The organism is Streptomyces sp. NPDC055013, from assembly GCF_053608645.1.
Window position 1 is genome coordinate 1 of the sequence record NZ_JBSGVW010000023.1, and the last position, 18,964, is coordinate 18,964.

At 69.9% G+C, this 18,964-nt stretch carries 21 protein-coding genes; 11 read left to right on the forward strand and 10 right to left on the reverse strand.

Annotation, left to right across the window (positions count from 1 at the left end):
- Nucleotides 1–71: 71 nt before the first annotated feature.
- On the reverse strand, nt 72–851 hold the full coding sequence (locus ACWGDB_RS25645; protein ID WP_453824562.1) for a VOC family protein: 780 nt from the start codon (nt 849–851) through the stop codon (nt 72–74).
- 179 nt (nt 852–1,030) lie between these two features.
- On the opposite strand from ACWGDB_RS25645, the gene ACWGDB_RS25650 reads away from it, so the two are divergent.
- Nucleotides 1,031–2,185: an anion permease gene (locus ACWGDB_RS25650; protein WP_453824563.1), complete on the forward strand. Its 1,155-nt coding sequence runs from the start codon at nt 1,031–1,033 to the stop codon at nt 2,183–2,185.
- A gap of 50 nt (nt 2,186–2,235) precedes the next feature.
- The gene (locus ACWGDB_RS25655) at nt 2,236–2,469 is read left to right on the forward strand and encodes a hypothetical protein (protein ID WP_453824564.1); all 234 of its coding nucleotides are present in this window, start codon (nt 2,236–2,238) and stop codon (nt 2,467–2,469) included.
- A gap of 58 nt (nt 2,470–2,527) precedes the next feature.
- Here the strand turns inward: ACWGDB_RS25655 and ACWGDB_RS25660 are convergent, their stop codons facing one another.
- The gene (locus ACWGDB_RS25660; RefSeq protein WP_453824565.1) at nt 2,528–3,970 is read right to left on the reverse strand and encodes a glycosyltransferase family 39 protein; all 1,443 of its coding nucleotides are present in this window, start codon (nt 3,968–3,970) and stop codon (nt 2,528–2,530) included.
- A gap of 283 nt (nt 3,971–4,253) precedes the next feature.
- Between ACWGDB_RS25660 and ACWGDB_RS25665 the strand changes: the two genes are divergently transcribed.
- Nucleotides 4,254–4,907, forward strand: a complete 654-nt coding sequence (locus tag ACWGDB_RS25665) for a M15 family metallopeptidase (protein ID WP_453824566.1) — start codon at nt 4,254–4,256, stop codon at nt 4,905–4,907.
- A gap of 273 nt (nt 4,908–5,180) precedes the next feature.
- Here the strand turns inward: ACWGDB_RS25665 and ACWGDB_RS25670 are convergent, their stop codons facing one another.
- Nucleotides 5,181–5,528 (reverse strand): MerR family transcriptional regulator, encoded by a 348-nt coding sequence (locus ACWGDB_RS25670; protein ID WP_453824660.1) that lies wholly within the window; start codon nt 5,526–5,528, stop codon nt 5,181–5,183.
- Between the two features lie 131 nt (nt 5,529–5,659).
- Here ACWGDB_RS25670 and ACWGDB_RS25675 point away from each other — a divergent pair, with 131 nt between their 5' ends.
- Nucleotides 5,660–6,181 (forward strand): N-acetyltransferase family protein, encoded by a 522-nt coding sequence (locus tag ACWGDB_RS25675; protein ID WP_453824567.1) that lies wholly within the window; start codon nt 5,660–5,662, stop codon nt 6,179–6,181.
- 115 nt (nt 6,182–6,296) lie between these two features.
- Here ACWGDB_RS25675 and sodN read toward each other — a convergent pair whose 3' ends face one another.
- Nucleotides 6,297–6,692, reverse strand: a complete 396-nt coding sequence (sodN, locus tag ACWGDB_RS25680) for a superoxide dismutase, Ni (RefSeq protein ID WP_007491258.1) — start codon at nt 6,690–6,692, stop codon at nt 6,297–6,299.
- A gap of 145 nt (nt 6,693–6,837) precedes the next feature.
- Between sodN and sodX the strand changes: the two genes are divergently transcribed.
- Entirely contained in the window at nt 6,838–7,272 is a 435-nt protein-coding gene (gene sodX, locus ACWGDB_RS25685; protein WP_453824661.1) for a nickel-type superoxide dismutase maturation protease, read from the forward strand.
- On the opposite strand, the gene ACWGDB_RS25690 is transcribed toward sodX, so the two are convergent.
- Nucleotides 7,176–7,805 carry a CGNR zinc finger domain-containing protein gene (locus ACWGDB_RS25690; RefSeq protein WP_453824568.1) on the reverse strand — a complete coding sequence of 210 codons (630 nt, stop codon included), beginning with the start codon at nt 7,803–7,805 and terminating at the stop codon, nt 7,176–7,178. The genes sodX and ACWGDB_RS25690 overlap by 97 nt on opposite strands.
- Nucleotides 7,806–7,903: 98 nt before the next feature.
- Between ACWGDB_RS25690 and ACWGDB_RS25695 the strand changes: the two genes are divergently transcribed.
- On the forward strand, nt 7,904–8,674 hold the full coding sequence (locus ACWGDB_RS25695; protein WP_453824569.1) for a class I SAM-dependent methyltransferase: 771 nt from the start codon (nt 7,904–7,906) through the stop codon (nt 8,672–8,674).
- 70 nt (nt 8,675–8,744) lie between these two features.
- Here ACWGDB_RS25695 and ACWGDB_RS25700 read toward each other — a convergent pair whose 3' ends face one another.
- Genes ACWGDB_RS25700 through ACWGDB_RS25710 form a run of 3 tightly spaced genes read right to left on the reverse strand, consistent with a single transcriptional unit; the run spans nt 8,745 to nt 11,464 of the window.
- A complete protein-coding gene (locus ACWGDB_RS25700; protein WP_453824570.1) occupies nt 8,745–9,506 on the reverse strand; it encodes an amino acid ABC transporter ATP-binding protein in 762 nt (253 codons plus the stop codon).
- Between the two features lies 1 nt (nt 9,507).
- Nucleotides 9,508–10,467, reverse strand: a complete 960-nt coding sequence (locus ACWGDB_RS25705; RefSeq protein WP_453824571.1) for an amino acid ABC transporter permease — start codon at nt 10,465–10,467, stop codon at nt 9,508–9,510.
- 31 nt (nt 10,468–10,498) lie between these two features.
- A complete protein-coding gene (locus ACWGDB_RS25710; RefSeq protein WP_453824572.1) occupies nt 10,499–11,464 on the reverse strand; it encodes an ABC transporter substrate-binding protein in 966 nt (321 codons plus the stop codon).
- Nucleotides 11,465–12,137: 673 nt separating this feature from the next.
- Here ACWGDB_RS25710 and ACWGDB_RS25715 point away from each other — a divergent pair.
- From ACWGDB_RS25715 to ACWGDB_RS25730, 4 genes are all read left to right on the forward strand, one after another.
- Nucleotides 12,138–13,361: an NAD(P)-dependent malic enzyme gene (locus ACWGDB_RS25715; RefSeq protein ID WP_328423525.1), complete on the forward strand. Its 1,224-nt coding sequence runs from the start codon at nt 12,138–12,140 to the stop codon at nt 13,359–13,361.
- A gap of 185 nt (nt 13,362–13,546) precedes the next feature.
- Nucleotides 13,547–14,512, forward strand: coding sequence for a zinc-binding dehydrogenase (locus tag ACWGDB_RS25720; protein WP_453824573.1), 966 nt, complete (start codon nt 13,547–13,549; stop codon nt 14,510–14,512).
- Between the two features lie 135 nt (nt 14,513–14,647).
- On the forward strand, nt 14,648–14,857 hold the full coding sequence (locus tag ACWGDB_RS25725; RefSeq protein ID WP_039651429.1) for a helix-turn-helix domain-containing protein: 210 nt from the start codon (nt 14,648–14,650) through the stop codon (nt 14,855–14,857).
- Nucleotides 14,857–15,426, forward strand: coding sequence for a Clp protease N-terminal domain-containing protein (locus tag ACWGDB_RS25730; protein ID WP_453824574.1), 570 nt, complete (start codon nt 14,857–14,859; stop codon nt 15,424–15,426). Before ACWGDB_RS25725 ends, ACWGDB_RS25730 begins: the two co-directional genes overlap by 1 nt.
- Nucleotides 15,427–15,560: 134 nt before the next feature.
- On the opposite strand, the gene ACWGDB_RS25735 is transcribed toward ACWGDB_RS25730, so the two are convergent.
- Both ACWGDB_RS25735 and ACWGDB_RS25740 read right to left on the reverse strand, forming a co-directional pair.
- Nucleotides 15,561–16,610, reverse strand: a complete 1,050-nt coding sequence (locus ACWGDB_RS25735; RefSeq protein ID WP_453824575.1) for a helix-turn-helix transcriptional regulator — start codon at nt 16,608–16,610, stop codon at nt 15,561–15,563.
- A 1-nt stretch (nt 16,611) separates the two neighbouring features.
- Complete coding sequence (locus tag ACWGDB_RS25740) at nt 16,612–17,661, reverse strand: DUF4097 family beta strand repeat-containing protein (RefSeq protein WP_453824576.1); 1,050 nt, start codon at nt 17,659–17,661, stop codon at nt 16,612–16,614.
- Between the two features lie 183 nt (nt 17,662–17,844).
- On the opposite strand from ACWGDB_RS25740, the gene ACWGDB_RS25745 reads away from it, so the two are divergent.
- A complete protein-coding gene (locus ACWGDB_RS25745; RefSeq protein ID WP_453824577.1) occupies nt 17,845–18,690 on the forward strand; it encodes a hypothetical protein in 846 nt (281 codons plus the stop codon).
- Nucleotides 18,691–18,964 lie beyond the last annotated feature (274 nt).

The window sequence follows — 18,964 nt, forward strand, 5'->3', positions numbered from 1 at the left end:
CCTCCGTCCGGTGAAGATTCGACACCTCCACCACACACGGGGGCCTTCGCCACGATCAAGACCGCGCCGCGTTAACAACGCTCGTGATCAATACAGCTAGAGCCGGTCAGTCCACCCGTCTCCGGGTCCCGCCCCGTCAGGCAGTACGTGCCGCCCGCCGGATCGCGCATCACCGTCCAGTGCGCCCCCTCGGCGACGAAGCGCGCGCCCAGTTCCTCGTGCCGGGCGCGGGTCGCCGCGATGTCCGCGCAGGCGAGGTCAAGGTGGGCGGAGGCCCGGGGCTCCGTACCGAGCCGCTCCTCGCCGAGCCGCTGGAGCAGGATGCGGATGGGCAGCCCGGACGGTGGCTTGAGCACATGGAACTCGGGGCGGGATCCGGGCACCGACTGCCAGCCCTCCAACAGGGCGCTCCAGAAGGCGACTTCGGACTCGTACAGTGACGGCGGTACGTCCGCGCAGACCTGGTCGAGCCGGCTGCCGTGCACCACCGGCGGCCGCACCGACTCCCCGTGCCACGGCACGGCACAGAACAACTGCCCGGCGGGCGAGCGCAGTACGGCCCACCCCTCGTGCTCGGCGGCGACACCCGCTCCCCGCGCGAGCGCCGACTTCACGAATCCCGGTACGTCGTCCACGGCAAAGTCGAGATGCGCGCCACCGGCGCCCGACCCGACCCCCTGGGCCTTCACGCAGGGGTCCGCCCCGCCGCCCGGCAGCAAGGTCACGAACTCCCCCTGCTCGCCCCGGAATTCGGACAGCCGGGTGTCCGTCACCGCGGTCCAGAAGGTGTGCGCCCGGGTGAAGGACGCGACGGGGCGGTCGACGAAGGCGTAGGTCCAGCGGATGCTCATGGGGCGATCGTAGATCCGCCGGCGCGGCCACGGCCCGCGGCGGCCGTACGGCGCACTCGAGCGCACTCAGGCTTCACCGCGCGGGCTTTGCGGGACCCTTACCAACCGCGCGCCGGCTCCTGGGACACGCTTTGCCATCGGTTCTCCGTGAATTGGCCCGCGCTTGTTTGCATGGGGGAATGGACCACATCACGTTCCTGGTAGCGGTCGTCATCGTGACGGCCCTCGCCTTCGACTTCACCAACGGATTCCACGACACGGCGAACGCGATGGCCACGTCCATCGCCACGGGGGCGCTCAAACCAAGGACGGCCGTGCTCATCAGCGGTGTCCTGAACGTCGTAGGTGCCTTCCTGTCCACCGAGGTCGCCAAGACGATCTCCGGCGGCATTGTGGACGACACCCTCGTCAGCCCGGGCATGATCTTCGCCGGCCTGGTCGGGGCGATTCTGTGGAATCTCCTCACCTGGCTGGTCGGACTGCCGTCCAGTTCGTCGCACGCGCTGTTCGGCGGACTGATCGGGGCCGTCTGGGTGGGTGCGGGGTCGCACGGCGTGCACTTCGACAAGGTTGTCGAGAAGGTACTGATCCCCGCCGTCGCCTCGCCGCTCGTGGCGGGGATCGCGGCGCTGCTGGCCACGTACCTGGCGTACAAGCTCACTGCTCGCGCCCGTAAGCAGTCCGTCACCAAGGGCTTCCGCGTCGGCCAGATCGCCTCGGCCTCGCTCGTCTCCCTGGCCCACGGCACCAATGACGCGCAGAAGACGATGGGCGTGATCACGCTGACCCTGATCTCTGCGGGCGCCCTGGGCCATGACGCGGGCCCGCCGCTCTGGGTGATCGCGTCGGCCGGTCTGGCCATCGGCCTCGGCACCTACCTCGGTGGCTGGCGGATCATCCGCACGATGGGCAAGGGCCTGACGGAGATTCAGTCCCCGCAGGGCTTCGCCGCCGAGACGGCCTCCACGACGGTGATCCTCACCTCGGCCCACCTGGGCTTCGCCCTGTCCACCACGCAGGTCGCCTCGGGCAGCATTCTCGGCGCGGGTCTGGGCCGGCGGCTGGCGGAGGTCCGCTGGGGCGTCGCCGGGCGCATGGTCGTGGCCTGGCTGGTCACCCTGCCCGCCGCCGCACTGGTCGGCGGCGTCTCGGCGGGCGTGGTCAAGCACGGCGGCAACATCGGTACGGCCGTGGTCGCGCTGGTGGGTGCGGCCGTGGCCGCCGGGATCGTGTTGATCTCCCGCCGCAACCCGGTGTCCGCACACAACGTCAACGACACCCACGAGGTCACCGTCCGCAACCCGGAGGCGCCCAAGGTCGGCGCGGCCGCCTGAGACACCGATCGCCTGAGACAGCGATCGTCCGAGACAAGGGAGTTCACATCATGAGCCTCGACTGGACCGCGCTCGGCCAGGTCGCCGCGGTGAGCCTCGCCGTCACCGTGGCCGTGGTCGGCGTCTTCGCCCTCGGCGTGCTGGGCCTGGCCCGCCACGAGGGGGCACGCGAGGAGGGCGGCGGCACGTCCGCGCCGAGCCTCGCGCAGGCCGGACTGTGCTTCGTCGCCTGCGCGGCGGTGGTGGTGTACGGGATCTACCTGATCGTGCCGCAGCTCCACTGACCGCGGCGGGAACGGACGGTTGAAGGGGTCCGGCCCGGCGTCGCGCCGGCCAGGCCCCTCAGCGTCGCTCGTACACCGTCACCCGCCGCCCGCGGACCTGCACGTCCGCCACCACTTTGAAGTGCTTCTTCAGCACCGCGGTCTTGGCGCGGTCCCGCTTCCCCGCCAGGGGCCGCGCCACCTCGGATGCGTCGGTGACCAGCAGTATCCGCCGCTGCGCCAGCATCGCGGCCCGTATCCGCTCCGGACCGGCCTCCTCGCCCTTCAACGTCCCCGACGCCACGGGGTCTTCCGCGAGCGCGAGGTCCCGCAGTCCGGCGAAATCGGCGGGGGAGACGAGCGCGGAGTCGCGCCGGGCCGCCGGTATGTAGACCACGGCGTCCCCGCTCTGCTTCAGCCGCCGTACGTCCGCGGCCACCGCCAGGACGTCGTCCACGCGGCTCTCCGGGGACCGCTTGGCCAGCGACTGCGGCAACAGCGCGACGACCGCCACGGTGAGCACGACCGGGACGAGCCACGGCGCCGCTCTCGGGAACCGCGGCCGGGCCGCCCGTACGGCCGTGCCGAGTGCCGAGCCGATCAGCAGGGCCAGTCCCAGCATGCTGAACAGCACGTAGCGGTCCAGGAAGAGCGGCTTGACCAGGGAGAGCCCGATGAGGGCGAGTTGCGGGACGGCCAGCAGGGGCAGCGCGACGGGCGCCACCGAGAGCCGCCCCGCGCGCGGCCGGTCCAGCAGGGCCCCGAGCCCGCCGATCGCGAGCAGGACGGCGGGCCCGATCAGCATGTGCCAGGTCAGCGGCGGTATCCAGGAGACCTGGGCGGACTGGCGTCGGCTGAACAAAATCAGCGGCAGCACCGCGGCAACGGCGACCGTCGCGGCCGTCGCCCAGCGCAGCCAGGTCCCGCGCCGGGCCCGTGTCCACAGCAGGGTCGCCAGGTGTGCGGGCAGGATCAGCAACGACAGCCAGTTCAGCAGCCCGCACACCGCGAGCGTGCCGCCGTACGCGATCCAGTGCACCGCTCGGCCGCGCCCTTCGAGGACGGCCACCAGCAGCAGGGTCGAGATCCCGGCGCCGGCCGCGATCAGCGCGTAGGGGCGGCCCTCCTGGAGATAGAACTGCACGGCCGGAAGAAGCCCGAACGCCAGCCCTGCCGCCAGGCCCGCCCAGGCCCCGGCCAGCCGGTGGCCGATGGCCGTCACACAGGCCGCCGCCACCGCCGTGGCCAGCACGGAGGGGAGCCGCAGGGTCGTGGTGCCCGCCCCGAACCATTCGAAGAGCCCATGCATCAGCAGGTAGTAGAGACCGTGCACGGAGTCGACGTTGCCCAGCATGTGCCAGATGTCGCCGACGGGCCGGCTGGCCACCTGCCAGGTCGCGGCCTCGTCCCGCCACACACTGTCCTGCCGGGACAGCCCCCACAGCCCCAGGGCGAGGGTCCACAGCAGGGGGATCGGCCAGAGGCGCGGGCGGTACAGGGGTATCTCCCAGGGGATCGACATTCCGTCCGGCGGGAGACAGACCGCCGGATGATGTGATCTCCACTCGCCCGCTGTCGCAGCGCACCCCGGACAACGCCTCGGCCGCAGGGGCCGGGACGGGAGCCGAGTGCTGCTGACCTTCCCCGTGGGCCCACCCGCCAGGGTGTTCGACCTCCGGGTGGACGTTCCAGAACCTACGGGACGTGAACGATGTCCGGCCACCGTTTACCGCGTGAACACAATCACCGCGAATTCACGGAACCTTGGGCAACCGTCGGCCAGGGTGGTCGGCCATGATCGGGGCATGGATGAGATCGTGCTGATGTCGGATCCCAGGATCGCGGCAATCCCGGTGATCGACTGCGGTGAACCCCTCGTGGACGTCCGGCTCCACGAACCCCTTGCCGTCGACCCTCGCAAGGCGGACCGAGCAGGGGCGTTCGCGTATCTGCGAGAAGGGGTTCTGGCCCGTCTTCTCATGGCCCAGAAGCTCCTCCCGGACGGCATACGTCTGCTGTTCGTCGAGGGCTACCGGCCGCCCTCGCTGCAGCGCCGCTACTTTGAGCAGTACGCCGACGGACTGGTGGCCGCCCACCCGGACTGGTCGCCGAGCCGGATCCGCGATGCCGCGAGCCGGTACGTGTCACCACCGGAGATCGCGCCGCACAGCGCCGGCGCCGCCGTCGACCTCACTCTGATCTCCGCCGACGGCCGGGAAGTCGACATGGGGACACGCGTGAACGCCAGCCCCGAGGACAGCGACGGCGCCTGTTACACCGACGCCGACACCATCGGCCCCGAAGCGCGGGCCAACCGGCGGGTGCTCGGTGCCGCGCTGAGCGCTGCGGGCCTGGTGAACTACCCCACCGAGTGGTGGCACTGGTCCTACGGCGACCGCTACTGGGCCCTTGCCACCGAAACCGAGAGGGCGCTGTACGGGCCACGGGAACTCGGATGACCTCGTCAGCGAGCCGTTTCGCAGGCGACGGGCCGCGACGGACCGGCCGAGCGCCGGTGCCAGAGGGTTCCGGAGCCGGCCGGCCGTTGATCAGGGCGAGCAGGTGGAAGTACCGGTCCCGGCGCGGATCGTTCGCGGCCGTCAGACGCTGCAGCATCCGTCGACGCAGTTCGCTGTCGTCGGGCCGGCCGAGCGTGTGCGCGCAGTCCGTGGCGAGCGTTGTGACGCCGCTCCGCCAACTCCACCCATGCCTCCAGCTGTTCTTCAGCCGGGTCATCGGGCAGCCGGGGCGTCATGGAGCGCTGGGCCCCGGGGCGCCACCTGCCACCGTCGAGGTGCGTGAATACGGCGTCGAGGAAGGCGCAGGATGCGGATCTGTGCCTCCAGCGCGCCGGCGTGCTGCTCGGTGACTTCGCCGAGCGTCGGTTCCCGGTCCACGACCTTCCGGATCGCGTCGAGGCCGAGTCCCAGTTCGCGCAGGGTCCGCACCAGGGCCGGCCGGGCAACGGCGTCCGGGCCATAGCGGCGATGGCCGGCGAGGGTGCGCTCGGCCGGTACGACGATGCCGCGGTCGGAGTGGAACCTGATGGTCTTGACCGGCGGCCCGGTACGCCGGGCCAGTCACCGATCGAGTAGACGGTGCCGCTGTCCATGCACCCAGCCTCCACTCTCCCCCTGCGGGAGACTCAAGCCCGCCCAGAGGGCGCGGAATTGGATGGACGCGGTCGGTACGGTGACCGATGATCTCCGGCATGATCCGTGCCGCCACCGTGAACGACGTCGCGACGATCCGCGCGATGATCCATGAACTCGCCGCGTACGAACGGGCTGTTGAGCAGGTTCGGGCGACCGAGGAGCAGCTTCGCGAGGCGCTGTTCGGAGAGCATCCCGCCGCCTTCACGCTGATCGCCGAGGACGACGAGACGGGTGAGGCCGTCGGCTTCGCCCTGTGGTTCCCGCGTTTCTCGACGTGGACCGGCACGCGCGGCATGCACCTGGAGGATCTCTACGTGCGTGAGTCCGCCCGTGGCGGTGGACACGGCAGGGCTCTGCTCGCCTCTCTCGCCGCGATCTGTGAAGAGAGAGGCTACGAGCGCTTCGAATGGTGGGTCCTTGCCTGGAACGAGCCGACGATCGACTTCTACAAGTCCCTCGGCGTGGAGTTCCTGGACGAGTGGCGGATCTGCCGACTGAGCGGTGAGCCCCTCAGGGACCTCGCCGGCCGGGCCACGGCCGGTCTCGACCAGCTCTCGGCCTCGTGCACTGCGCAGTGAGCTCGTAGCGGGGGGCTACGAGGGGTCCGGCGACGGATCCGCCCACGCCGAAGGGGCCCGCCCGGCGAACCGGTCGGGCCCCTTCAGGTCGGGAGAGTGACGAAAGAACCTTGAGTCAGGCCTTCTTCGTCTCCCAGAAGATCTTGTCGATCTGGGCGATGTAGTCCAGAGCCTTCTGACCCGTCGCCGGGTCGGTCGAGCCCTTGGCGGCCGAGAGGGCCTTCAGGGCGTCGTTGACCAGCTGGTGCAGCTCCGGGTACTTCTCGAAGTGCGGGGGCTTGAAGTAGTCGCTCCAGAGCACCGAGACGTGGTGCTTGGCGAGCTCGGCGCGCTGCTCCTTGATGACCGTGGCACGCGCCTGGAAGTGCGGGTCGTCGTTGGCGGCCATCTTCTCCTGGACGGCCTTCACCGACTCCGCCTCGATGCGGGCCTGGGCCGGGTCGTACACGCCGCAGGGCAGGTCACAGTGCGCGCTGACCTTGACCTTGGGGGCAAACAGGCGGGAAAGCATGGAGCATTCCTTCCTCGTGATCGTCTTCTCAGGTGGGACATTACTCCCTGCAAGACGGGATTTCGCGAGTGCCCCCATGGGCTTAGGACAAAAGTCCAGGGTCAGACTGAGACTGGTGGAGGACCGTACCGGGGAGGTGCCGGGGATGCCGGAGTTGTCGCAGGAGACCGAGCGTGGACGGGCGGCACAGCCCTTCGGGTGGGCCGAGGTGACCGGGCCGTCGATGGTGCCCACGCTGTACAACGGCGACCTGCTCGTCGTTTCGCACCGGGGCCGGATCAGGCCCGGTGACGTCGTCGTCCTGCGTCATCCCTTCCAGCAGGACCTGCTGGTCGTCAAGCGGGCCGCGGAGCGCCGCGAGGGCGGCTGGTGGGTGCTCGGGGACAACGCGTACGCCGGTGGCGACAGCACCGACTACGGAGTCGTGCCGGACGAGCTGATTCTGGGCAAGGTGCGTCTGCGGTACCGGCCGCGCAAGGCGGATCAGCGGTCCCCGTTCGCGCTGGCGCGCTGGGCACTGTCGGCCGTACGGCCCGTGCTCGCCGACCGGTCGGCCTCCAGGCGCTTGCGGGCGCGGTAGGCGGCCACGTTGGCGCGGGTCGCGCAGCGGTCCGAGCAGTAGCGCCGGGAGCGGTTGGTGGAGGTGTCCAGATAGGCGTTGCGGCACGGGGCCGCCTCGCACAGGCCCAGCCGGTCCACGCCGTACTCCGTCAGGTGGAACGCCAGGCCCATCGACGCGATGGCCGCGAAGCCCGAGGTCGCGTTCGACGGGTGGTCCGCGAGATGCATGTGCCACAGAGGGCGGCCGTCGTCGTCGCGGAAGTCGTGGCCGGAGATCTGCGGACTCACCGGGAACTCCAGAAGCAGGGAGTTCAGCAGGTCCACGGCCAGGGTCTCGTCGCCGGCGTCCGCCGCCGCGAACACCGAGCGCAGCCGTGCCCGGACCGCGCGGAACCGCGTGACGTCGGCGTCGGTGGCGCGGCGGGCCGCCGACTGGTTGCCGCCGAACAGGTCGCGGACGGCCTCGACCGAGGTCAGTGAGTCCTTGCCCCGGGCCGGGTCCTCGCTGTTGACGAGTCGTACGGCATAGTCCGAGTAATAGGCCAGTTCCACTTGTAGTCCTTACGGAGGCGTTCTATCGTCGTGGTGCGGTCGGGTAACAACTGATCGTGCTTCCAGGGTATTACGTGACATGCGCGATGGAGGGTTCGATGACGGACACGGACATCACCACGACCGGCGCCGACTGGGCCGCCTGGCAGGAGAGCTGGGACCGGCAACAGGAGTGGTACATGCCCGACCGCGAGGAGCGTTTCCGGCTCATGCTCGACATGGTCGAGGCCCTCGTCGGCCCTGCCCCGCGCGTGCTCGATCTCGCGTGCGGCACGGGAACCATCACGGCCCGGCTCCTCGCGCGGTTCCCGGAGGCCACCAGCACCGGCGTCGACCTCGACCCGGCGCTCCTCGCCATCGCCGAGGGCACCTTCGCGGCCGACGAGCGGGTCTCCCTGGTCACTGCCGACCTCAAGGACCCGGACTGGGCGGCGAGCCTGCCGTACGACTCGTACGACGCCGTCCTGACCGCTACGGCCCTGCACTGGCTGCACCGTGAACCCCTCGCGGCCCTCTACGGTCAGGTCGCGGAGCTGGTCCGCGACGGCGGTGTCTTCATGAACGCGGACCACATGATCGACGACTCGACGCCCCGCATCAACGCCGCGGAGCGCGCGCAGCGCCACGCCCGTATGGATCAGGCCAAGGCGAACGGCGCCCTGGACTGGGCCGAGTGGTGGCAGCTGGCGGCGAAGGACCCGGTCCTCGCCGAACCCACGGCCCGCCGCTTCGAGATCTACGGCGAGCACGCCGAGGGCGACATGCCGCCCGTCGAGTGGCACGCGCGCGTTCTGCGCGAGAGGGGTTTCGGGGAGGCCCGGCCGGTGTGGTGCTCGCCCTCGGACACGCTGCTGCTGGCTCTCAAGTAGCGCCGGACCCACGGCATGAGGGAGGGGCGGTACGGGAATCCCGTACCGCCCCTCACCTGCGAGTCGACCGTCAGAGCACCTTGGACAGGAATGCCTGCGTCCGCTCGTGCTGCGGGTTGGTCAGCACCTCGCGCGGGTCGCCGGACTCGACGACCACGCCGCCGTCCATGAAGACCAGGCTGTCGCCGACCTCGCGGGCGAAGCCCATCTCGTGGGTGACGACGACCATCGTCATGCCGGACTCGGCGAGGTCGCGCATGACGTCGAGGACGTCACCGACCAGCTCCGGGTCGAGGGCCGAGGTCGGCTCGTCGAACAGCATCAGCTTCGGGTCCATCGCGAGCGCCCGGGCGATGGCGACGCGCTGCTGCTGGCCGCCGGACAGCTGCGAGGGGTAGTTCCCGGCCTTGTCGGCCAGGCCGACGCGGTCGAGCAGTTCCCGGGCGCGCTCCTTGGCCGCGTTCCTGCCGACGCCCTTGACCTGAATGGGCGCCTCCATGACGTTCTCCTGCGCCGTCATGTGCGGGAACAGGTTGAACCGCTGGAACACCATGCCGATGTCCCGCCGCTGCCGCGCGACCTCGCTGTCCTTGAGCTCGTACAGCTTGTCGCCCTTCTGGCGGTAGCCGACCAGCTCACCCTCGACGTACAGCCGACCGGCGTTGATCTTCTCAAGGTGGTTGATGCACCGCAGGAACGTCGACTTGCCGGAGCCGGACGGGCCGATGAGGCAGAACACCTCGCCGGTCTTCACCTCCAGGTCGATGCCCTTGAGGACCTGTACCGGACCGAAGGACTTGTGGACGCCCTCGGCCTTCACCATGGCGGTCATCTCACACGCCCCTTTCGCTGCTGAAGGCCATCAGGTTGACCTTGATCCGCTGCCATGGGGTCGGCGGCAGGCTCCGCAGCGAGCCACGGGCGTAGTGGCGCTCCAGGTAGTACTGGAAGACGCTGAACACGCTGGTCATGACCAGGTACCAGATGCAGGCCACGAACAGCATCTCCATCACGGCGTACGAGGTGGAGCCGATCGTGGAGGTGGCGCGCAGCAGTTCGTTGTACGTCACCGCGTACACCAGCGACGACGTCTTCAACATGTTGATGAACTCGTTGCCGGTCGGCGGCACGATCACCCGCATCGCCTGCGGGATCACGATGCGGCGCAGCGTCTTCGCGTGGCTCATGCCGAGCGCGTGCGAAGCCTCGGTCTGGCCCTCGTCGACGGCCATCAGACCGGCGCGGCAGATCTCCGCCATGTACGCCGCCTCGTTCAGGCCCAGACCCAGCAGGGCGGCCATGAACGGGGTCATGACGTCGACCATCTCGTCCTTGTAGATCGGACCGAGATCCAGCATGGGGAAGATCAGCGCCAGGTTGAACCACAGCAGCAGCTGGACATAGACCGGCGTACCGCGGAAGAACCAGATGTAGACCCAGGCGACCCAGCTCGTCACCGGGTTCTTGGACAGGCGCATCACGGCCAGGATCACGCCGAGGACCACGCCCATGACCATCGCGAGGACGCTGATCAGCAGCGTGCGGCCGGCACCGGCGAGAACCGTGGGGTCGAAGATGTAGTCGCCGACGGCGCTCCACTGGATCTTCTCGGCGCTGGCGAACGCGTTGACGAGCAGGCCCACCAGGGCCAGCACGACGACGGCGCTGACCCAGCGGCCGTAGTGCCTGACCGGGATGGCCTTGATCGCCTCGGGCGGGAGGGCCCCGCCCTCCTTGGAGACGGCGGCCGACGGCTTGGCGTCGGCCGGCTCCTTGTCGAACTTGTCAGTCACTGTGACTGCCCTTCAGTCTTGCCCGGGACGGTCACTTGCCGCCGTTGATCGCGGCCTTGTCGATCGCGCCGGACTCGGCGCCCCACTTCTTGAGGATCTCCTCGTACGTGCCGTCCTCGATGATCGCGTTGACGGCCTCTTCGAGGGCAGCGGTGAGCTCCTTGTTGTCCTTGTTCACCGCGATGCCGAACGGACCGGCGTCGACCTGCTCGCCGACGACCTCGAAGTCGTTGCCGCCACCGGACTTGCGGGCCAGGTCCACCGCCACCGGGTAGTCGTTGACGCCGGCGACGGCGCCGCCCGACTTCACGCGGGTCTGGGCCTCGGTGTCGTTCTCGAACGACTCGATGTTGATCTTCTTCTTGCCGTCGTCCGTGCAGGCCTTGGACTGGGTCTGCAGCGCCTTCTCGTACGTCGTACCGCGCTGCACGGCCGCCGTCTGCCCGCAGAGGTCCTCGATCGAGTTGATCTTCTTCGGGTTGCCCTTCTGGACGTACACGGCGGTGCCGGCCGTGAAGTAGTCGACGAAGTCGACACCCGGGCCGAGCTTCTTGCCCTTGTCGTCCAGGCCCTCCTGGCGCTGCGGGGTGTCCGTGATGGAGGACATGGCGATGTCGTAGCGGCCGGAGTTCAGGGCCGTGATCAGGCCGTCGAAGGAGCCGGAGGTGAACTGGACCTTCACACCCAGCTTCTCGCCCAGGGCCGCGGCGATGTCGGGGTCGACGCCGACGATCTTGCCGCCCTCCTGGAACTCCATCGGGGCGTACTCGGCGTTCGTGCCCGCCTTGATGACGCCGGCGTCCTGGATCTTCTTGGGCAGCTTGGAGAAGAGCGGTGCGCTGTTGGCGTTGCCGGTGTCGTTGGTGTCCTCGCTGCCGCCGTCATTCGTCTGGTCACCGCAACCGGTGAGAATCAGGGCGCCTGCGACCGCGATCGAGGCGACCGCTGCCAGCCGGGAGCGCTTGGCGGTCGTACGACGGGTGGTGCTTGCGGTCATGGTGGGTTCCTCCGGCGGATGGGTGGAGTTGCCGATGGGGCGGGCCCCCGCCGGGACTCGGCAGGTGCCTTGGTTTCATAGGCCGACGAGAGCACACGCCTTCGAGTGTCGCGACCTCGTGTGATTACGGCATCTTGCCATTCGGACTGAGGCATTCAGGGCGCTCGCGATGTCAAAATCGGATAACGGGTTACCCCCGAACCGCCTCAGGTCGGTACATCCTGACCGCACCTTCTGCGGGAATCTGTCCTTCCGGCCGGAAGATCTTCGGCCTATCTCAGGATGCGGGCCGGCCGTTGGCCTGGTGTGCGGGCTGTTGGCCGCCTTTCGTGGTTTCCAGTGTGGATTGTCTACTTATTGTCCGCTTATTTGGCCATGAATCGCAGTGGTTCCGTCGTCGGGTCGTGTCCGATTCGTGTTGTCCTTGTGGGTGTTTTCCTTCCCGTCATGTGATCTTGCACGTATTGGACTCGTCGGGGCGCGGTCCGTCCGGTAAGAAGGTTCTTTACACCCCTCATCCGGGGCTCGTGGCGCGTGTGCGGCGCGCCGTCGCGTATGGGTCCGTACGTCGTACGTCGTACGTATCAACGAGCAGGGCCATACGCGGTCCCGCCCACTTCTCACCAGGAGTGGTTCCACCCTCAAACCATGAACACTTAAGGGGTCAGACAAAGTGGCAGCGGAGATCGTCAATCCTCGCGGCGGAGGCAATACCGATCAGGACGGTGGGGTCGAACCCCTCGATTCCTTCGATCCGGCCTTCGCGCTGCATCGTGGCGGCAAGATGGCTGTGCAGGCCACCGTGCCGGTCCGTGACAAGGACGACCTGTCCCTGGCGTACACGCCCGGCGTCGCGAAGGTGTGCAGCGCGATTGCCGAGCAGCCGGAGCTCGTGCACGACTACACGTGGAAGTCGTCCGTCGTGGCCGTCGTGACCGACGGCACGGCTGTGCTGGGGCTCGGGGACATCGGGCCTGAGGCCTCCCTTCCGGTGATGGAGGGGAAGGCGATTCTTTTCAAGCAGTTCGGTGGTGTCGACGCGGTGCCGATCGCGCTCGACTGCACGGGCGTCGACGAGATCGTCGAGACCGTGGTCCGCCTCGCGCCGTCCTTCGGTGGTGTGAACCTGGAGGACATCTCGGCGCCTCGGTGCTTCGAGATCGAGCGGAAGCTGCAGGAGCGGCTGGACATCCCGATCTTCCATGACGACCAGCACGGTACGGCTGTCGTGACGCTGGCTGCGCTGCGGAACGCTGCGCGGCTGACCGGGAAGGGGCTCGGGGATCTGCGGGCCGTCATCTCGGGGGCCGGCGCGGCCGGTGTCGCCATCGCGAAGATGCTGGTCGAGGCCGGGATCGGGGACGTCGCCGTGGCGGACCGCAAGGGTGTGGTCTCCGCCGACCGGGATGACCTGACGTCGGTCAAGCGGGAGCTGGCCGGGTTCACGAACAAGGCCGGGATCACCGGGTCGCTGGAGGCGGCGCTGGAGGGTGCGGACGTGTTCATCGGGGTTTCCGGTGGCACGGTGCCGGAGGAGGCCGTCGCCTCCATGGCCGAGGGCGCGTTCGTCTTCGCCATGGCCAACCCGAATCCCGAGGTGCACCCCGATGTCGCGCACAAGTACGCGGCGGTCGTCGCCACCGGGCGGTCGGACTTCCCGAACCAGATCAACAATGTGCTCGCGTTCCCGGGGATCTTCGCCGGAGCGCTTCAGGTTCGGGCCTCCCGGATCACCGAGGGCATGAAGATCGCGGCGGCCGAGGCGCTGGCGTCGGTCGTCGGGGACGACCTGGCCGCGGACTACGTCATCCCGTCGCCGTTCGACGAGCGGGTCGCTCCGGCCGTTACGGCGGCCGTCGCCGCTGCGGCGCGGGCGGAAGGTGTTGCGCGGCGCTGATGTGCCGTTGCGTGAATGGCCCCGCCCGTCCGGGCGGGGCCATTCGTCTGCCCCGGGGCCGGGGCCGTTCGGGTGGGCAGGGGTTCGCGACCAGGCCTGCGCCGGCCCGTGTGCCTTGGCAAGAGGGTGTGTCTCACAGGGAGTCGCGGTTCCGTCGGTCGGCGGCGGAGCCTATCGTCAAGGTCATGTTCGCTGTCTACGCCGCCCGAATCGACCGCGACCAGCCGCTCTCCGGATTGGAGTTGGGGGAGCAGCCGGCCCCCGAGGTCCGTCCCGGCTGGAGTGCCGTCAACGTCAAGGCCGCTTCCCTCAACCATCACGACCTCTGGTCACTGCGGGGGGTGGGCCTGCCCGAGGACCGGCTGCCGATGATCCTCGGCTGTGATGCCGCCGGGATCGATGAGGACGGCAACGAGGTCGTCCTGCACTCCGTGATCGGACAGAGCGGGCACGGGGTGGGCCCCAAGGAGCCTCGTTCCATTCTCACCGAGCGGTATCAGGGGACGTTCGCGGAACAGGTCGCCGTGCCGACCTGGAACGTCCTGCCGAAGCCCAAGGAGCTCTCGTTCGTCGAGGCCGCCTGTCTGCCGACCGCCTGGCTGACCGCGTATCGGATGCTGTTCACCAACGCGGGGGTACGGCCGGGAGACTCCGTGCTCGTGCAGGGGGCCGGGGGTGGCGTCGCCACCGCTGCCATCGTGCTCGGGAAGGCCGCGGGGCTACGTGTCTTCGCCACCAGCCGCGATGAGGCCAAGCGCAAGCGGGCCCTGGAGCTGGGGGCCGTGGAGGCCGTGGAATCGGGGGCTCGGCTGCCGCAGCGGGTCGATGCCGTGATCGAGACCGTGGGCGCCGCCACGTGGTCGCACTCGGTCAAGTCGCTGAAGCCCGGGGGCACGCTTGTCATTACGGGTGCGACCAGTGGTGACCGGCCCTCGCATGCCGAGCTCACCCGGATCTTCTTCCTGGAGTTGAAGATCGTCGGGTCCACGATGGGGTCCAAGGACGAGCTGGAGGATCTGCTCTCCTTCTGTGCCGCCACCGGTGTGCGTCCAGTGATCGATGAGGTGCTTCCCATGGACCGGGCCCGTGAGGGCTTCGAGCGGATGGAGTCGGGGGAGCAGTTCGGAAAGATCGTGCTCACCAACGAATAGTCCGAAGTTCGGAGTACGACGACGGCACCTGCGGCTTGCGGCGGGTTCGGGGCGTTGCCTCGGGCCCGCCGTTTTTATCGGCCAGTCTGTCAACTGGGGTTGACGAGTCGAGGTGTGTCAACTTACGTTGACGCCATGACCGAAGCAACAGATCTTGCCGCGCGCGCGGGCGATCGTGATCCTCGGGTCGGGCTACGGGCCGTCGCCGCGCTGCGCCGGCTGCTGGAGCAGCTCGAGGCCGTGCAGGTGCGCAGTGCGCGCAATCAGGGGTGGTCGTGGCAGGAGATCGCCGCGGAACTCGGGGTCAGCAGGCAGGCCGTGCACAAGAAGTACGGGAGGCGTTGATGTTCGAGCGGTTCACGAAGGATGCCCGTGCCGTGGTCACGGGGGCCGTTGAGCACGCCGAGAGGGGAGGGGCGCAGACCGTCGGCGCCGAGCACATGCTGCTCGCCCTGTTCGATCGGGAGGGAAGCCGGGCCTCGTTCGCGCTTGCGGCGCTCGGCGGTGGGGAGTGGTTGGAGTCCGCGCGGCTGGCATTGGGGGAGGCTCGGCGGCGGGGTGGGCTTTCGCAGGCTGAAGCAGAGGCGCTGGCCGGGTTGGGGATCGACGTGGGGGAGATCGTCGCCCGGGTCGAGGAGGTCCATGGTGTCGGGGCGATGTCCGGGGACCGGAAGGACACGGGGTGGTGGTCGGGGCGCCGCTCCTTCAGCCGGGAGGCCAAGGACGTGCTGGAGCGGTCGCTGCGTATCGCCGTCGCGCGCCGGGACCGGCACATCGGAGACGAGCACATCCTCCTGGCCCTGACCAGCCGCCCCGGCGTGCCCGCCGAGGTCCTCGCCGATCACGGCGTGACGTATGAGGCTGCGATCCGGGTGCTGGGGGGAGAGGGAGAGGGGGAGGCCAAGGCTGGGTGAGGAGAGGGAGGAGGAAGGGGTCGGGGAGGCCCGCCTGTTGTGCCGCTGGGCGTGGCTGCGAGGGCTCCCGGGCCGGCCTGCCTGGGCAGTGCGGTGCCGCTGAAGTGGACGCCGTGCTGCCCAGGGGTGTGGCGTCAGGGCTTCGGTGTGCGCAGTAGTGCTCCGATGTGTGCTGCCGCTGTCGACAAGTGGCGGCGGGCGTCGCGGAGTTGGTCCGGTGTCACGCCGTGGTCCCTTGCCGCGTCTCGGATGTCGTCACGGAAGCGGTCGAGCAGGCGGTCGAGGTCGCGTGCCGGGTCGTCGGTGGGTGACTCGTGGGCCCAGGTGGGTTCGTACTCGGCGGGGAAGTCCTCGGGGGTGTCGGAGTAGTCGGCGGGCTGCTGTGCCGACTTGGAAGCGCCGGGGCGGCCGAAGCCGAAGTCCCGGCCGAATTCCTTGCTGTAGTCCTTACCGAAGTCGCCGAACTCCTTGGCCAGTTCGGTCAGGCCCTCCCGTACGCCCGTTGGCCAGTCGCCGCGCGCGAAGTGGTCCTGTACGTGTTCCTGGACCCGGCGGGCGATGCGCTGGACCTCCTCCTGGGCCTGGGCGCGGGCGTGGTCCTGGGCCTCCTTGGCCTGACGTCGGGCACGCTGGGCCTCCTCGCGGGCGCGGCGGCTCTCGTCCTTGGCGCGTCGGGCCTGTTCCTTCCACTCCTGCTTGGCGCGGCGCATCTCGTCCTTGGCGGCGCGCCACGCCTCCTTGTCGGTGTAGTCGGAGAAGTCGCCGAAGGGGCTGTCCGTCTTCGCGGAGGTGCCCGTGCGGGCCTCGGTCGCGGCTGCCCGCATCTCGCGGCGCAGGTCGCCCGCCGCGCCGCGCACATCGGCCCGGATCTCGGCGGCGAGTTCGGCGACCGACTCCCTGATCTCCAGCTCCAGGTCGGCCAGCTCGCCGCTGCGGTCGGCCAGTTCGGCGCGGCCGGCGTCGGTGATGGCGTACACCTTGCGGCCGCCCTCGGTGGTGTGGGTGACCAGGCCCTCGGCCTCCAGCTTGGCGAGGCGGGGGTAGACGGTGCCGGCCGACGGTGCGTACAGCCCCTGGAAGCGCTCTTCGAGGAGGCGGATCACCTCGTAGCCGTGGCGCGGGGCCTCGTCCAGCAGCTTCAGCAGGTACAGGCGGAGGCGGCCGTGGGCGAAGACGGGGGGCATGTCAGAGCACCTTCTTGTCGGTCGTGCCGTCGGCCGGGGCGTGGGGTGGGACGTCGGTCGGTTCCTCGCCCTGGCCGGAGACGGAATTGTCCCCCGGGTCGTGGTGTGTGTCGCTCAGCGGGGCCGCCGTCGGGGCCGTGTCTGCCGGCGGAGCCTTGTCCGTCGTGGGAGCCCGGTCCGCCATCGGGACCGTGTCCGTCGTGGGCTCGGGGTCCTCCCAGGCCTCCGCCTCCCACGGCTCCTCCTCCCGCGGTGGACGGCGCAGCAGCGCGATCGAGCCGGAGACCGTCGTCGCCCGGAGCTTGCCGGTCCCGGCGCCCAGGCGGCCGGTGATCTTGTGGGCGCCCCACTGGCCGTGGACCCGGAGGCCCTCGAAGGCGTTGGAGATCGTGCCGCTCGCGGTGTTGGCCTCCACGTCCGCGTCCGCCGGGGCCGGCAGGCGGATGGCGATCTCGCCGGAGACGCTGGTCAGCCGGACGTCGGTCGGGCCGTCCGGGTCGAGGTCGACGATCATGGAGCCGCTGACCGAGTCGGCCTTCACGGAGGAACCCGAGCCCTCCACGACCGTGAGGTCGCCGGAGACGGAGTTGAAGCGGAGGTCGCCGGTGACGGCCTGGGCCTCCAGGTTTCCGGAGACCGTGTCGGCGCGGACCGGGCCGGACAGGGCGACGAGTGTGGTGTCCCCGGTGACGCCCTTGACCACCGACGGACCCTGGATCCCGGAGACCACTGCCCCGGCGCCGACCACCCCCACCTCGACGCGCGTGTCCGCCGGCACCGCGAGGGAGACCACCGCGCTGCGGCGCCAGCCCTTGCGGTCGAGCCACTTGAGGAAGCCCTTCCAGGGCAGGTCCTCGTACGCCACCGACAGGGTGCCGCCCTCCTGGGTGACCACCAGGGGAGGTCCCTCGATCTCGGAGACCTGCAGGCGGGCGGAACCTTCGTCCGTGCCCACGACGTTCACCGTTCCGTTGACGATGCGCACATGGAGCTCGCTCACCGGCTCGTCGAAGGTGAGCTTCCTGGGCTCTGCTACGGACCACTCGGACATGGTGCGGACCTCCTGGGCGACCGGACACGGCCGCGTGGGCCGGGGCGGACCTGAACAATGAGCGATGACACGCCATATCGCGTCTCCTGCTAAACACGATATATCGCGGACGGGGAAAGTCAAGGCACTCGTTCTGGTGATCACAAGTCACGCGAAGTGGATGAATCGGCCTAGCGTGTTGGCATGCCGACGGAAGAGTCCAGCGCCGCCCGCCAGGCCCGTCCCGCCCCGGGCGCCCTGCTGCTCTGCCGTGCGGACCCCGAGTCCGTCGGCCCCGTCGCCCGGCTGCTGCGCGAGGACATGCTGCTCGCGCCGGCCGGCGGGGAGTGGAGCGTGCTCGTGCCCGAGGGGCGGCCCTGGCTGGAGGGCGGCGAGCCGATCGACCGCGTCCTGACCGGCTGGGCCACCGCCCTCGCCGTCGGCGCGCCCTGGCCCGTCCTCGCCCTGTGGTGGGACACCGACCGCGCGGGATACACCCTCGCCTCGGGCTTCCGCCGCCCCGTCGGTTACGTCTGGCTCGCCAACGGCACCCCGGTCGGCGAGGACGAGGCCATGCGCACCTTCGCGGGCCGGCTCGGTCTCGATCCGGTCCTGGACGTGCAGTCCCTCGACGCGCTGACGCGCCCCGACCCCGAGATCGACGCGCGGGCACGCATGCGTGGCCTGGTCGCCGTCCTCACGCGCGCGGGACTGTCCCTGCCCGACGGCCTCGCGCCCGGCGAAAGCGCCGACAGCCTCGACGCGGCCGCCCGCGCCCAGCCGCACATCCGCCTCATCGAGTGGTGGGGCTGGCGAGAAGCCTTCCGCGCGGAACTCGACGCCGTCGAGGGCGGCCGCCTCGGCCCGTGGCTCCCCTGGGCCGGCGGCCCCAAGGCCCGCGCCCTCGCCCTGACCCAGATCGCGACCGGCCTGCCCCTCGCGGCCTGGGGCCTGCGCCGGCACAGCGGCGGCTGGCTCGCGGCGGGCACGGTGCTGTTGGCCCACGGCGTGCTTGGGCTGGCGTACGAGGCGGTGCGGCCGCTGGACTGACGGGGCTGGGGAGGTTGGGGGTGGCTGGGCTGAGGGGCTAGGGGTGAGCGAGGGGGCGGCGGCTGGGCTGGGGGCGAGGCGGTGGTGCGGTGCCTGCCGTGGGGTTGCGGCGGTGGTGCGGGGTCCGTGCGGGGGTGCCTTGTCGGCCGGTGGATCGGGGAGGGTGACGCTGGCCGGGTGGGGGCTGGAGGGGGCTGCGGTGGTGGTGGGAGGTTCGGGATGGGGTGGGTTGGCTTGGTCTCGGCGGTGGCTGAATCGAGGTGGGTGGCGGTGG